The organism is Lysinibacillus sp. FW12, assembly GCF_050817245.1.
Classification (GTDB): domain Bacteria; phylum Bacillota; class Bacilli; order Bacillales_A; family Planococcaceae; genus Lysinibacillus; species Lysinibacillus irui.
Genome location: NZ_CP139094.1, coordinates 3,886,674 through 3,902,218, shown reverse-complemented (window position 1 = coordinate 3,902,218; position 15,545 = coordinate 3,886,674). Strand labels below are relative to the sequence as shown.

At 38.6% G+C, this 15,545-nt stretch carries 17 protein-coding genes; all 17 read left to right on the top strand.

The window, feature by feature from the left end; translation table 11 throughout:
- Positions 1-7 precede the first annotated feature (7 nt).
- The 17 genes from SJW71_RS20135 (at position 8) to SJW71_RS20055 (ending at position 15,376) form a co-directional block, all read left to right on the top strand.
- The gene (locus SJW71_RS20135; RefSeq protein WP_431811400.1) at positions 8-1,417 is read left to right on the top strand and encodes a phage portal protein; all 1,410 of its coding nucleotides are present in this window, start codon (positions 8-10) and stop codon (positions 1,415-1,417) included.
- 14 nt (positions 1,418-1,431) lie between these two features.
- Positions 1,432-2,493, top strand: a complete 1,062-nt coding sequence (locus SJW71_RS20130; RefSeq protein ID WP_431811399.1) for a hypothetical protein — start codon at positions 1,432-1,434, stop codon at positions 2,491-2,493.
- A 122-nt stretch (positions 2,494-2,615) separates the two neighbouring features.
- Positions 2,616-3,215, top strand: coding sequence for a phage scaffolding protein (locus SJW71_RS20125; protein ID WP_431811398.1), 600 nt, complete (start codon positions 2,616-2,618; stop codon positions 3,213-3,215).
- 13 nt (positions 3,216-3,228) lie between these two features.
- Positions 3,229-4,194 (top strand): major capsid protein, encoded by a 966-nt coding sequence (locus SJW71_RS20120; RefSeq protein ID WP_431811397.1) that lies wholly within the window; start codon positions 3,229-3,231, stop codon positions 4,192-4,194.
- Between the two features lie 46 nt (positions 4,195-4,240).
- A complete protein-coding gene (locus SJW71_RS20115; protein ID WP_431811396.1) occupies positions 4,241-4,372 on the top strand; it encodes a hypothetical protein in 132 nt (43 codons plus the stop codon).
- A complete protein-coding gene (locus SJW71_RS20110) occupies positions 4,353-4,685 on the top strand; it encodes a hypothetical protein (RefSeq protein WP_431811395.1) in 333 nt (110 codons plus the stop codon). Before SJW71_RS20115 ends, SJW71_RS20110 begins: the two co-directional genes overlap by 20 nt.
- Position 4,686: 1 nt before the next feature.
- Positions 4,687-5,001: a phage head closure protein gene (locus SJW71_RS20105; RefSeq protein WP_431811394.1), complete on the top strand. Its 315-nt coding sequence runs from the start codon at positions 4,687-4,689 to the stop codon at positions 4,999-5,001.
- 2 nt (positions 5,002-5,003) lie between these two features.
- On the top strand, positions 5,004-5,432 hold the full coding sequence (locus tag SJW71_RS20100) for an HK97-gp10 family putative phage morphogenesis protein (protein WP_431811393.1): 429 nt from the start codon (positions 5,004-5,006) through the stop codon (positions 5,430-5,432).
- A 4-nt stretch (positions 5,433-5,436) separates the two neighbouring features.
- Positions 5,437-5,856 (top strand): DUF3168 domain-containing protein, encoded by a 420-nt coding sequence (locus SJW71_RS20095; RefSeq protein ID WP_431811392.1) that lies wholly within the window; start codon positions 5,437-5,439, stop codon positions 5,854-5,856.
- 11 nt (positions 5,857-5,867) lie between these two features.
- A complete protein-coding gene (locus SJW71_RS20090) occupies positions 5,868-6,620 on the top strand; it encodes a phage major tail protein, TP901-1 family (RefSeq protein WP_431811391.1) in 753 nt (250 codons plus the stop codon).
- 64 nt (positions 6,621-6,684) lie between these two features.
- Complete coding sequence (locus SJW71_RS20085) at positions 6,685-7,191, top strand: tail assembly chaperone (RefSeq protein ID WP_431811390.1); 507 nt, start codon at positions 6,685-6,687, stop codon at positions 7,189-7,191.
- A 95-nt stretch (positions 7,192-7,286) separates the two neighbouring features.
- Entirely contained in the window at positions 7,287-7,547 is a 261-nt protein-coding gene (locus SJW71_RS20080) for a hypothetical protein (RefSeq protein ID WP_431811389.1), read from the top strand.
- Between the two features lie 13 nt (positions 7,548-7,560).
- A complete protein-coding gene (locus SJW71_RS20075; RefSeq protein WP_431811388.1) occupies positions 7,561-11,697 on the top strand; it encodes a hypothetical protein in 4,137 nt (1,378 codons plus the stop codon).
- Positions 11,698-11,704: 7 nt separating this feature from the next.
- Complete coding sequence (locus tag SJW71_RS20070) at positions 11,705-12,601, top strand: phage tail domain-containing protein (RefSeq protein WP_431811387.1); 897 nt, start codon at positions 11,705-11,707, stop codon at positions 12,599-12,601.
- A gap of 15 nt (positions 12,602-12,616) precedes the next feature.
- Positions 12,617-14,902 carry a hypothetical protein gene (locus SJW71_RS20065; RefSeq protein WP_431811386.1) on the top strand — a complete coding sequence of 762 codons (2,286 nt, stop codon included), beginning with the start codon at positions 12,617-12,619 and terminating at the stop codon, positions 14,900-14,902.
- Positions 14,903-14,921: 19 nt separating this feature from the next.
- Positions 14,922-15,212, top strand: coding sequence for a hypothetical protein (locus tag SJW71_RS20060; protein ID WP_431811385.1), 291 nt, complete (start codon positions 14,922-14,924; stop codon positions 15,210-15,212).
- Entirely contained in the window at positions 15,212-15,376 is a 165-nt protein-coding gene (locus SJW71_RS20055; RefSeq protein WP_431811384.1) for a hypothetical protein, read from the top strand. Before SJW71_RS20060 ends, SJW71_RS20055 begins: the two co-directional genes overlap by 1 nt.
- Positions 15,377-15,545 lie beyond the last annotated feature (169 nt).

Below are 15,545 nucleotides of genomic sequence, written 5' to 3'. Positions count from 1 at the left end.
TGAAACGATGTTCGGTAAAACCCATACAGAGGAGTTAATTGAATATATACTAGCTAATACGCCTGCACCAACGGAGATTATTAAAGAAATTTATGCTTCGTTTGACAGTAGTAAAATGCTTGAAGGTGTGAAGTATTACGAGGTTGATAACGATATCAACAAAAGAAAGATTTACACGTACCAGGATGAAAAGAAGGTTGTGGATGAAGATGCTATAAATTCGAAAATCCCTTCTGGATTCCACAAGATATTAGTTGATCAAAAGGTGGCTTATCTTGTAGGTGAACCAATGGTGTTTGGCAGTAAGAGCGATAACAAGCAACAGCTACAGTTATTGGAAGAGTTGATAGGAGAACAGTGGGAAGATACCATCACAGAGATTATCAAAGGTGCAAGTAATAAAGGCATAGAGTGGTTACATGTATTTGTAAACGAGGATAAAGAGTTTGACTACATGATTGTAAATGCTGAAAATTTCATCCCTATATATGACTACAGCAAACGCAAAAGGTTAATTGCTGGCATACGGTTCTATTCACTGCGAGACAACGTCATTAAATTCGAAGTATACGATGACGAAACGATTACGTATTACGAAATGATAGATGGCGAGATGCACTTGGATGCAAATGTAGAGGTGAACCCTAAACCACATTTTACTGATGCAGAAGGTATTACAGGTATGGGATGGGGCAAGGTTCCGTTTATTCCTTTTTTGAATAACAACGAAGAGTTGAGTGACCTGCATTTCGTTAAAGAGAATATTGATAACTACGACTTGCTAGTTTCAGATGCACAAAACACATTGCTAGATATGCAGGCCCTTATTTTCGCATTACGTGGCTATCAAGGTGAGTCTTTATCTGAATTCATGGCGAACTTAAAACGATATAAAGTGGTCAATCTGGATGAAGATGGTGGAATTGATACAATCCGCGCTGAAGTGCCAGTCGAAGCTTATAAGACACAAAGCGATACACTGAAAGAGAATGTATTTATGTTTGGGCAAGGTGTGAATCCCTCACCAGATATCATTGGTGATGCTCCTTCAGGTGTGGCACTAGAAAATCTATACTCATTATTGGATATGAAGGCGAGTATGTTTGAACGTAAAGCTACATTGGCTTTGCGTGAATTTATGTGGTTCATTCAAACATTTTGTGAACTTGCAAATAGAGGCAAATTTGATTACCGAGATGTAACATTCACGTTTAATAAACTGTTGCTTACAAATGAAACGGAAATTATACAAATGGCACGAGACAGTGAAGGTATCATTTCAAAGGCAACTATTCGTGAAAACCACCCTTGGGTGAAAGATGCCGCACAGGAAGAAGAACGTGTTAAACGAGAAAAAGAAGATTTCCAAAGTGAGTTAATCGATTTAAAACGTAAAAATAACACGGATGACGAATAAGTGGTGATAATCGTATGGATCAATTAGAAATCTTAGAACGATTACAAAAGATACTTGAAGAATACAAGAAATCATTCGAGAAACATTACGCTCGTATGCAAAATAAATTGATTGGTAGCTTACAAGAGGCTTATGAGAAGTACGGAAACAACCTTTCGGAATACCGTAAATACAATCGATTACAGGCGTTGATAAAGCAAATTGACAGTATATCTTCGACAGAGTATAAAAAGCTGTTAGAAGAAGCTGTAGCAATGCAAGAAGAGGCGTTTAATATTACGTATTTACTGTACACCTACCTTGTCTATATGTATCTTAGTGGCGAAGAAGGTAAGTTGCTGAATATAACAAGTGCAACAGCTGGTACAAGTGCAGCAATAGCTATAATCTATTGGTTGTTAATGAATCGTAAGCGACTACTTACAGATTTTTTGAAGGAAGAGAGCTACGAAATATCGTTACGATTTAACAAGCATAAGGACGATTTTGTGTACAGTGTCTTCATGGATACACAAGACAAGCTGAAAGCAGAAGCTGACTTCACAGCAACCTCTAAGCAAGTAAAGAAGCGAACACAATCAGCTAAGAATAATGGCCTTAAACGACTGCAAGAGATGTTCAACAACACGGTCAACTACGTACAGGATAAAATGTACGATGCTTTAAAAGGCAAAGTTGATGGTGTTGAAAAGATGTGGATATCCATGAGGGATATGCAGGTCCGGCATGCTCACCGAATACTTGATAGTAAATTTGCTGATGAAGAAGGGTATTTTCATTACTTAGGTGAAAAAGCCAAACGACCTAAGTTGTGGTTAGACCCTTCAATGAATTACGGTTGTCGTTGTAAGATAATCCTTTTGTTTGGTGGTCGAATTCCGATGTTTAGTCGTATCTACGATTACCAGGATCCGCAGTATCAAATAAAGCTAGCAGATCGTATCGATGAACTGTTGCCAAATAAAACATATCTTCAGGCATTGAAACAGGCCCAAGATGAAATAAGACCACCAAAACGAACAGTGCCTTACATTACGTTTGAGGATTGGTTAGAACAATATGGAGAGAAAAGTTAAGTCGTCATTGAACGGCTTTTTATTATGCTTTTTCGTCTTTTTCGAACTTGTAGACGTTAAAGAATAAGTTTCTAAACCTATCGTGCCGTTGCACGTTAAACACGAAATAGGAGGAGCTAGACATGAAAAAAGAAGATTTAATTGCATTAGGTTTAAGTGAAGAACAAGCAGATAAAGTAATTGAAGGTTATGGTCAGATGGTCCCGAAATCACGTCTTGATGACAAGATTGAGGAGGTTAATGACTATAAGCAACAATTAGCAGATCGTGATACTCAATTAAAGGAACTTCAAACAAAAGCAACTGGCAATGAAGAGTTGCAGGCGGAAATCACTCGTTTACGACAAGAAAACGAGCAAGCAAAAGCCGATTACGAAAGTCAACTTAGTCAAAAGGATTACGATTTTGCATTAACGGAAGCGCTACGTACTGCGAAAGCGAAAAATCCAACAGCTGTAAAAGCTTTATTAAACCTTGAAACTATCAAGTTAGTAAATGGTCAACTAGTCGGGTTTGATGAACAAATTACAGCATTAAAAGAATCAGATGAATACCAATTTTATGCTGATGGGTTGAGAGGTAATACTCCGCCAAATCCACCAGGCACACCAACTGTAAAGAATCCATTCAGTAAAGATCATTGGAATCTTACAGAGCAAGGTCGACTGTTCCGTGAAGAACCAGAAAAAGCTAAACAATTACAAGCCTTAGCAGGGCAATAGGAGGAATTAATTTATGACAACACGTATTGCAGATGTTATCGTACCAGAGGTATTTAACCCTTATACGGTACTACGTACAAATGAATTATCAGCACTATATCAGTCAGGTATTGTTGCACCTGTAGCAGAATTGAAGAATGGTTTAAATAAAGGGAATCGCTACTTTAACATGCCATTCTGGAATGATTTAGGTGGTGATGACGAGTCACTAGAAGATACATCAGGTTGGGCTTTAACACCTGATAAGATTACAGCAGATCAAGATATGGCTACTCAATTGTTCCGTGGTAAAGCATGGTCAGCAACGGATTTATCTCGTACATTATCGGGCGATGATCCAATGAAAGCTATCGGTGATTTAGTAGCTGGTTACTGGAATCGTCGTATGCAAGCTGCTTTAATTTCAACTTTGAAAGGGTCATTCACTGCTATTGCTTCTACTCACGTGAACGATATTACTGGTAGCGCAGGAGATGCAGCGAAGATTTCTGGAGCATCTATTGTTGATACGATGTCTAAGTTAGGCGATGCACATGAAGTCTTAACAGGCGTAGTTATGCATAGCGTTCCTTACTTCAACCTTGTAAAACAAGGTTTACTTGAGGATGTACGCGATGCTAATGGTAATGTGCTTTATAAAGCTTACTTAGGCAAGCGAATCATTATTGATGATGGAGTACCAACAGAAACAAAAGATGGTGTCACGAAATACACTACTTATTTATTTGGTTCTGGCGCTATTGGTTATGCAGAAGGTTCGCCTGAAGTACCAACAGAAACAGATCGTGACAAATTAGCTGGTGAAGATATCTTAATTAACCGTAAACATTTCGTACTACACCCACGTGGCATTAAATTTACTAACGCTTCAGTTGCTAAAACAGCACCAACAAACGCTGAATTAGAGTTAGCAGCTAACTGGTCGAAGGTCTATGAAGATAAAGACATTCGAATGGTTGCTTTAATTACATTAGGTTAACTCAAGAGGGATATTCCCTCTTACTTTTATTTAAAGGGGTGATGATATGAGTGCTACAGCATATCAAAGACGTAGACGAGAGCTTGCAAAAGCCAAAGAGTTAGAGGAAGAAAAGGCTAAGAATCAAGCAAAACGAGCACCTAAGAAGGTGAAAGAAGATGTGGAAGCCGACAAGTGATGAAATCAACGGAATCATTGCACTTAATGGTGATAAACCTACAGCAAAACGAATAGATCATTACACCGCCTTAGCACCTGTTCTCTACGATGTTGGATGCTCATGGACCAATAATGTATTTGATATGTCGGAAGAAGCAGACAGGCAGAAACAAAGCGCTATGAAGTTGTTCATTGCGAAGGGTTGTCAGTACTTCGAAATTAAGATGGGTCTTGTTAGTAGGTCAATGGGTTCTGTTGCGTATTCATTTACTGATGAGATTCCAGCAACAGTTTATAAGCCATTGAAGCCTTATAGGAAGTTGAGGTGGTAGCGTGTACGATGAATTTCCTCATACTGTGAATATAAAAGAAGAAAAGTCAGTTCCGAACGGCTCTGGCGGATCTACAAAAAAATGGGTTAAAACAAGTGAATTAGACTGTTTCATGGATACACCTTCGACATCGAGAAAAGTAGAAATGAAACAACTTGTGGAGTCTTTTCATCGAGACATTTACTTTTCCTACGAGGATTCAATTTCACTAACAGCTAGAATTGAGTATGAAGGTGTCGAATATACAGCTGCAGGTGATGCAGAGGACCAGGGTGGCATGCATGAAGTCATGCGTTTGCCATTAAAGAAGGTGTAACTATGGGCATTACCAAAAGAGGGAACAAACGTGTAGAGCGTGCTCTTAAAAAGTGGCAAGACGATATCATCAATGAAATAAAGCGTATTATCAGGAATACAACACTGTTATTAGAAAAAGAGTTGAAAGCTAGAATGCCTCATGAAACAGGCGAGATGGCTGATTCTATAAGTGTTACATTCGATGCCGATGGGTATGGTGCAAAACTAGAAATCGGAGCCTTTTACGCAATCTACGTAAACTATGGAACAGGAATCTACGCACAGGGACCAGGAGGAAGTAGAGCAAAGAAAATCCCTTGGGTGTACTTCAATACACGCTGGGGACGATTCGTACTGACTCATGGACAACGAGCACAGTTCTTCTGGGAACAGGCTGTAGATGAAGCAGCAGATTATTTCATTAAAGAATTTAGAAAGCTAGGGAAGTGACAAAATGGCTCTACCATTTTTAGAATTGCAAACGGCGGTGTATCAAAGGTTATCCAATGATACATCGCTTTTAAATCTGGTCACAGGTGTTTATGACCATGTAACGGAGCAAACACCTTTTCCTTATGTCTATCTTGGTGAACCCTTGCTGAATATCGACCAGGAAGTGAAGATTGAAGATATTGCTGAAGAAACGATAGCTATACACGTATATCACAATCAAGAAACAAGTGGCGAGTATGGCAATGCAAAAGTTTATGAAATCTTAGATGCTGTTCATGAGGCACTTAAGTACAAGATTGAATTGCCATCTTATGAAATTATGCAAGTGACACCAAGGGAGCCCCGTGTCTTTGATGACATCGACAATGTACAAAAGCACGGTGTAATCACTTATAAATACAAACTATTAAAAACAATATAGGAGGACTTGTAATGGTCAAAATTATTTTGGTACAACCTACCGACAATGTTTTAGGTGCTGATGGCTTAGTACCAGGCTTCCAGACAGATTATACGCACAGCTTAGAGCGTGATAATTCAACTGAAGCTACAAAGATGGGCTCTATTTCAGCTATCGGTGCATTAACAGAAAATATGGAACTATCCATGTATGGCCGTAAGGGTGATGCAGGACAAAAAGCCATCTACCGTGCTATTAAGGATGGTAAAGAGTTAAAGGTTTGGGAAGTAGACACAGAGAAAAATGATGAGGGTACACATGATGCAAAATTTGCTTATGCTGTAGTTGATTCATTTGAAACTACTAGTCCAGTGGAAGGATTAGAAGAGTTATCTGCATCTATGACGATACAAATTGAATCGGCAGAAGGTGCCTTTATGGATTTACCACCAGGGCTTATTAACTTTGCGAAATATGGATTCCAGAAGCCAGGTGACACTACAGGCGATTCCAAAAACATCGTCAACAGTACAAAGGTGACAGGCATTACGGTAACACCTGAAACACTTAGTTTAACACCAACAGATAAGCAGCAATTAAGTGTAGAGGTTACTCCTACAAATGCTTCAAATCAATATGTCACATACACATCTTCTAATGCAACCGTTGCCACTGTATCACCTAATGGTTTAGTTACGGCTTTAGCAGCTGGTACATCAACAATTACAGTAACATCTAAAGATGATCCTACGATTACTGACACGGTAACTGTAGAAGTTAATTAAGACGGACTTAGGTTCGTCTTTTTCTTATGTTCAAAATTCAAACTAAACGAAAGAAGGAATAAAAATGCCTACATTAACAATTAAAGACACAAATTACGATTTAAAATGTTCAATTATGTTGGATAAAGTCCTTAACAAGGTAATCCCAGCAGAAAAATCAAAAGATAACGATGTATCTCAAAAAGAAAAAGTGTCAGGTGGTTTCTCAAAATTACTACCATTACTAATTGAACAAGATTTTGAAGGACTTCTGTATCTTTGGGAATCGGCAATTAAATTAACAACAAAAAAGCCACCAACCCAAGATGAAATCTTAACAGCCATTGACCAACGAATGGATGAAGAAAACGATGCAACAGCTCTGTTTTCAGAAGTATTTGATGCTATTGATGAATCAGCTTTTTCTCGAAACGAGTTTGCGAAATTCAAGAAGAATATGCTGCTCGTAAAAGAGATGAAACAAAAAGACGAGGAAGAGGCTCAGAAAACAGCATTGATGTTGAAACGTCTAGCGGAGGGGTACAAGGAGATCACTGGACTAGAACTATTCGAGGAAAAAGCGAAGGCTTAACCTACGATGATTTTGAACGAAATTGCGCAAGATTCTTAGGTGTCTATGATTTAGTTTTAATTTATTCATGGACACCAAGGGAGTATCGCAATTTCTTGCAAGGATCACAGTTGGCCAAAATCGATGATTTCGAACGTCAAGTACAGAGTGCTTGGATAGCTGGCATTGTTTCTAAGCAAAAAAGATCTCGAAAAGAGCCACCTCCTAAGAAATACTTTGATGCAGAAAAGGCACGTAAAGAAATACTTTCAGGTACTAATAACACGAAACAAATTGAATTAGACTTCACGCTATACGACCAAATGCGCGAGGAGCTAAAAACATTCGACTGGGAGCCAGTAGAGAAGAAATCATGAAGGTGGTGAAAATATGCCAGTTGAGCGCTTTAAAGCAGAAGTTGATGCAGATATTCAAAGGTTTAAACGCAAAATGGCCGAAGTAGACAGGCAAATGCATGAACTTGCAACAGGTGTGTCTGTAGAAATCAATGCATCGATCAATGAATTTATGCAAAAGGTGCAGCAAGTACAAGCACAATTGCAAAAATTAGATGCAACAGAAGCTACTGTTGAAATTGAAGCAATGCTCAATGACTTTATGCGTGATCTCTTGCAAGTCAGAGCACTAGCACAAGATTTAGACGGTGAGTCTATTAAAATTAAAGTATCACTTGATATGGATGTGTTTTATACACAAATCCTAATGATTCAAGCAGAACTTGCCGCACTAGGTAATCGATCGGTTGATGTGGATATAAGTACACATAGTGGAGGGGCATTAACAGATTTAGCGAGAGTTGAGGCTTTACTTACTTCTATTCGGGATGTAACCGTTGATATTAGAGCTGATATTGGTAATTTTATGGCTGGTGCAGCTGTAGTCAACCAACAAGCAAATGCTTTAGATCGTAGAAATATCATCATAAAAATTTGGGCCGACTATACAAATGCTATGGAATCATACGCAACTACGGTCAGAGCGTTTGCTGAAGCTGGGCAACAGATGATAGGTGGCGCTTTATTATCATTAGTGCCTGTCTTATCACAATTTTTATCAGTGATTGTTGGCTTAATTGGTTCATTAGGTGTCATGATTGGTGTTTTAGCAGGTCAATTGCTGATTTTAGCAAGTGCATTAGGTGTAGCTGCATTGGGCTTTGGCGGACTTGCCGCTGTTGCTATACCAACTATTAAAAATTTGTTTGACGAAACTGCTAAGTTAAGTGCTGAACAACAACGTGCCAAAGCGTCTTGGGATGCTTTTAAAGATACTTATAATGATTTAGTTAAGGCAACAGAACAACCAGTTCTAAAAGCATTTACAAGTGCTATGCAAGGTGCTCAAAAGATACTCAAATCTTTATCACCACTCATTGAAAGCGTCGCTGTAAGCGCAGCTAGAATGATGGAAGCTCTTGATAAATCAATCAATAGCCAGCCAATCCAGAAGATCTTTGCAACATTTAATAAATATGGTCCTTCAATTTTCGAAAACATAGCTGAAGGTATAGGTCATCTGATAGTTGGGCTTGGTAGTTTAATAGCTGCTTTTACACCTGCAGCTGAAACATGGTCTACAAGCTTTAATTCCATGATGAAGTCATTTGCTAAATGGAGTGATGGATTAAGTGAATCCGAAAGCTTTAAAGCGTTCATAGATTACGTTCAGAAATACATGCCTGTAATCTCCGATATATTTGGAGATTTAACTATGGGGCTAGTCGCTTTCTTTTCAGCTTTTGCTGATATGGGTGGTAGCTTCATGACAGGTCTTGCAGAGATGGTGGAAAGTTTTAGGGCTTGGGCAGAATCACTTGGTGAAAATCAGCAATTCCAACAATTCCTTAGCTTTATTCAGGAATCAACACCAGCTGTATTAGGTTTGTTGGGAAATCTATGGGAATTAATTATAAATTTAGGCGTTGCATTTGCTCCGATTGGTGCCGCAGTTTTAAATGTGGCTAATGCATTTTTAGAATGGTTTAATAACTTATTACAAACAAATGAAACAGCAGCAATGTTGATTGCAGCGTTATCTGTGGTGCTAGGAGTCATTTCTGCTTTAGTGCCAGTAGTCATTTCTATTGTATCGATTTTTGGTAACTTAGCTGGAGCAGTGCTTCGAATTCTTCCAAATATCAAAGATTTTTCAGATGTGATTGGTAAAGTCAAAGGTGTAGTGGAACCTGTTTGGGATGTTCTTACAAAATTGTGGAGAGTAATTCAATGGCTAGTTACTCCTGTTGGATTGGTAGTAGTGGCTATTGCAGCATTTATTGCTATTTTAGTAGTTGCCTATAATAAAGTCGAATGGTTCCGTAATTTTGTTAACGAGGCTTGGAGTAAAATTGCCACCCGAACAAAAGAAATATTTGGAAATATAGTTAAAGATATTTCAGAAGCACTATCAACTGTGATTGAGTTTGGAAAAAAACAACTTGATAAATTCCAAAAATTATGGGATGAACACGGGAAAGGCATCATGGAAATAGTGTCGATATTCGGAGTACTTGTTGTCACGCACTTTTCTTTAATGATGAATGGCATACTTACTGCAGTAGAAGTTGGGTGGGCTGTAGTTAAAGGTGTCTTTAAAGTTGCCTGGGCTATAATTTCAGGCATTATAGAGGCAGGAATCGATTTAATTATCGGGATTCAAGAGGCTGGAATGGCTTTACTTCAAGGTGATTGGGAAAAGGCTTGGGATATCATACTTGAAACAGTCGCATCAATTGGTTCAACAATTGTTGATACATTCACTTCAATCATTGATAGTGTATGGCAAGCTGGAGTTGATATCGTAAATGGCTTGATAAAAGGTATCACCTCAATGTTCGGATCAGTGGCAAGTGCATTAGGTAAACTGACAGATAAAATTCCTCAATGGGTAAAAGACGCCTTAGGCATCCATTCACCTTCAAGAGTCATGGCTGCGATTGCTAAGTGGATTCCAGCAGGTATTGCTAAAGGGATTTTAGACAACATCAACATTGCAAAATCAGCATCTCAAGAAATGGCCGATGCGATTGTTCCTGACTTCAGTAAAACTTTAAAGGCGTCAGAAGGGTTATTGAAACAAATAAATGACATTAGTAAGAAGTACGCTAAAGAGCATGCGGCGACTCGTTATGATGAGTTTGAGAAACTACTTAGTGATCAAAAGAAATGGTACAACATTAGTGCCACTTATGAAAAAGCTTACTGGGAAGATGTTGCAAAGCATCTGAAGGATGGCACTGCTGCTAAACGAAGAGCGTTAGAAAATGCCCAAGGTGCTTACCAACAAGTATTGAAAGAGCAATATGACCGTGAAATTAAGTTCATTGATGAAGCTACTAAATACAATGCACTTTCTTTAACAGATAGAATCCAAGCTTATGAACAATATATGAAACAATACGCCTTAGGTAGCGAGCAACAAATAGCTTATGAAGAAAAGATTTATGATGCGAAGAAAGAGTTGTATGATCGTATGAAGTCTTTATCTGATGATTACTTATCCAAAGTGCAAACTGTCTACGATAATCTAGCAAATGAAGAAAAGCGATTACGCGACGAGTGGCAACAAACGTATGATGCAAGGGTAGAGACACTAAAAAATACTTGGGGCCTTTTCGATAAAGTATCGCTTACGGACATGACTGATGTTGACCTACTGGGTAATTTACGTGGTCAAGTTGATACGATGCGTGGATGGATGAATGATTTGTTTGAGCTAGAGGCACGAGGCCTTGATTCAGCACTGATTAGCGAACTACAGCAGATGGGTGCGAAATCTGCAGGTGAAATAGCTGCTTTAACAAGAATGACGGCTAGTGAATTAAATGAGTACCAGATGCTGTGGCAAACTAAAACCGAACTGGCTAAAAAGCAAGCAACGAAAGAATTGGAATCCGCACGTCTTTCAATGGAAGAAGAAGTAGAGAAGTTAAACACAAATGCTGAAGAAGAACTGAAAAAGCTTCAAAAGACATTTGAGTCAGAAGTTAGAAAGTTACGGTATGGCGCAGAAGATGAATTCAACATCATGTCTGCATCTCTGCCGAAAATTGGTGTACAAGCTATCCAAGGGCTTATCAATGGATTAACGTCTATGAAGGGTAAATTGCAATCAACAGCTAAAACAATGGCAAATAGCCTGAAAAATACACTTCAAACAGAGTTAGATATCCATAGTCCCAGTCGCTGGGCAGATCGATTTATCGGAGTCAATTTTGCACAAGGAGCTATCGATGGAATAGCCCGGATGCAAAGTGCTACAGAAAGCGCAGGGGCATCTTTAGCTTCATGGTTACAAAGTGGTTCATTGCAAACAGCATTTTCAGGCAACAGCTTTACAAGCGATACATCACAATACATTAATCAGGATCTTGTACAGGACATCGATTATGAGCAACAACCAATCAATGTAAACATTCATCAGGAATGGAACGGTGAAGAGGTTGAATATTGGTTAGATGATCGCAGTGCTACTAATCTCCAACTAAAAACATTCAAGAAAGGGTGATGCCATAATGGCTATTTTAGAGACTATGGATGGTATACGTCATAATTTAACTGATTATGGCGTACCTATCTTGAAGGTTGCGCCAATCGATATCGTCTACAATTCAGAGAACATTAAAGGTCGACCAGGTAGAAATAGAACAGAGCGCTATCATGGTGTACGAAAGTTACAATTAACTTTAATTGTTCAAGCTAAAGATATTACTGATACAGAACTTTTAACGGATCAACTGGCCGATATTCTTGATGGTGATGAGGAGTTTTATATTTATCAGCAACTAATGACGAACAGCTATGGATTTGAAATGCCAGGGCAATCATCGTTTACTGGTGCCTTAGACGCTGTTGAGTGGACACCACACATGTACAAACGTTGGAAAGTTGAACGTATTAACAACGATGCTATTGAATGGAAGGGGCTTAAGGGTAAACGAGTTATTGAGTTTGAGACAAGTGATTTACCTTATGGTGAAACGCCTTTTACATCGATGCAGCTACTTAATAAAGAGTGGGATTTAGATCAAATTGCTTGGGGATTAGGCTTTGATTGGGATGAAGATTCACCGCAGTTCACATTTTCTAGTAGCGATTTTAAGGTGAAGAATTATGGTCAAGTTATCATCAATCCACGATATATGCCGTTTAGAATCGTACTAAAAGGTTCGTTTGATAGTTATGTACAAATTGAAAACCTTACAACAGGAGATGTATTCCGATACAATGGAGCTCTTTCTACAAACGATACACTTGTACTTAATGGTGTGAGCTATTTGAAAAACGGTCAACAAGTTACAGGTCAAACTAATAAAAAACTAATATCGCTAAAAAGAGGGGATAATCAATTCTCGATTAGTGGTGGCACTGTCACCTCAATCAGTTTTGATTTTCCTTTTTATTTTAAGTAAAGGAGGTAGTCAAAGGTGTCAGAAAAATACCCTTTACAAGAAACGCTCTCACCTATTGATAAAAAAGGTCGCGACAGATTAAATGAGAACTGGACACGTATCATGGCTTATTTTGATCACGTACAGCTGCAAATTAAAGCCCTAGCTGGCGGTCATGAAGTTGATGAACTGATTGCACGGCTTGAACAAGCGATAGAGAATGCCGAATCAGATCTACAGAAATATATCGCTCAAGTTGACACAACAGTACAAGAGGCAATTGATGCAAACAACACAGCTACACAGGATGCAATAAACGCAAATAACACTGCTCTACAAACAGCTCTGCAAACTGTATCAAATAAATTAACAGAGTTAAATACTGCTATCAGCAATGCTGAAACAGCTACATCGGATGCAAATGTAGCTAAAAATGCTGCTATTCAAGCTACTCAAGATGCGCAAAATGCAATTAACACCATGAAATCGCTTATTGACAATTTTGGTTCGAAAGGTACTTGGTCATCAACTACTCAATTTTATAAAAATAATCTAGCAGAGGTTGATGGGCGTACCTATATCGCTTTAAAAGATAATATCAATACACCTGTTACAGATAAAAGTACATGGGCTTTGTTTGCTGACAAGGGGGCTACAGGAGCAACAGGGCCTCAAGGATTACCAGGGAAAGACGGCAAGGATGGCACAGGGGTAAATATCATCGGTGAGTTGAGCAGTGAAGACGAACTGCCAACAGTGGGAGCTCCTGGTGATGCTTATATGATTCATGGTGATCTTTATGTATGGCAAGAAAATACAAACACTTGGAAAAACGTAGGGCCGATTAGAGGTCCAGAGGGAAAATCAGCTTACACTATAGCTGTGGAGAATGGATTTGTTGGAACTATGGAAGAATGGCTTAAATCTTTGAAAGGTGAGACAGGACCACCTGGACCGGATGGACCACAGGGACCACCAGGGAAAGACGCTGATCTAACAGAAGTTAATCAACAAATTGCTGAAATCAAAAAAACTGCTGACAACTCATGGCAAAGAAACAAAGAAAACAACGTTACTGTTAGCAATATGGGTAACTTCACGGCAGAAAAGATACTGATGATTAATCAGGCTGATTGGAAGAATACAGGCAACGTTGAACAGTTGGATATCGGAATACCTGTAGAAGGTGGTTTTTCAGGATTAATAAGAGTTACTTACACATCGTTCTGGGGTGGTTCAGACTCTCATGGTGGAGCTACCGTGCTGTACAGAATAGGTAACTACCTAGCACCAACATCTGCTACAAGATTAAATGACTGTGTAGTAGAAACAATAACGCCTGATTTTGCTAAGGACTTTTACATTCATAAGGCTGTAGCAAATACTGAAAACGGTAATATTGCCTTATTAATTAGTAGGTCTCCTGTTGCAAATAATCCTTTAGTTGTAAAGATTGAACTACAAGGATACAATTCGGGTTCTAAAAGAGCATTTCAAATATTGAATAGTATAGTGGTAAACACTATAGATATGGGTAGCCCTACGGCTAACGGATATCCATGGACACCGCAGACAAGTAGAATACCCACTGGTGCAGACTTCTCTAACTGGAATAGTACAGCACACAGATTGCAACCTAAATGTGCAGTAGTTTCTGACTGGAATATGGTAAAAGATAATGGATTTTATATGGGGGAACCTGTAGCACAAAATGCACCTACAAAGGAATGGTGGATGGGCTTCGTTGTAGCTCATAATGACTCATACGTTGTACAAAAATTAATCAATGTTACAGGTGGTAGTGAATTCGAAAGACAGTGCTATAACGGTGTCTGGGAAAATTGGATTGAAACATCCCCTAGAAAACTTTTTCAATCTGTCAGTAATGGGAAGGCAACAGTCAATCAGGCGGTTACTGACATGGGAGTATACACTCCGCCTGACGCAACATTTGCGACGACTGCTGCCAATATCCGCCTTATTCCTAAAGGTCGTAAAGAAGCTAAAGGAGTTGCCTATGCTTCGAATGTTTCAGGAAGGGCACGTATTATTGTTACAGGTTTATCGTTCCACCCAACGGCTATTCTCATAACTAAGGAAAACAATAACAATAATGAGTTTAAGTCTATATATGCACCGTCGGATGTATTCTTCGACAATAATTCTAACGCTTATATGAACTTTTTCACATATAACGAAAATGGTAGCATATTAATTGCCAGTCCAGCTCTAGTTTCCAACTATCAAGGCTTTGAAATGAATGTATCTATGACATACAACAGTAGGTCGGAGGGAATCTATCGTTGGTTCGCATTTGGATAATAAGGGAGTGATAAGCGCCATGAAAGTAGGTACAAGGATTATATACGAGGAAAACAGTAAAAATGTTATTACTGTCCTTCACCGTATGGAAGGTGATGTGTCAGAAAGGTCAAATGAAACATTAGTGTACGTTGACATTCCTTTTGACGATTTTGATCCACTAACCCATCTAATTAAAGGCATTGATAGTGATGGAAAAGCTATTATTGAGGCAATACCATTACAGGAAACGGAAGAACAACGTAAAATCAGGGAGCTTGAAGATACTTTATTGATTCAAACAGACAACGAAATTGGAGGGATTTTATAATGAATACAGTTAATCAAGTAGTGGTAAGAATTGCGGCAGAACGTATTTTAAGTGGTGGTCTTAATCCAAAAACTGAAAAAGTTTATGTTATTGATGACATTACAAATCAAGATTACCGAGTTGCTGTAGAAGATTACATTTTAACTGCAACTGAAGGTATCTAATCGTTCCATATTGTTCAATAAGACCATAAAAAGCTAAATATCAAATACTTATTAAAGTGTTCTCTTTTTTGAGGATGCTTTTTCTTTTGCTTGAAAGGAAGTGAGAGCATGAAAATAACTACGCAGCTGGGTAAAACAAAAATTGAACATTATGTTCATTGCACTAAAA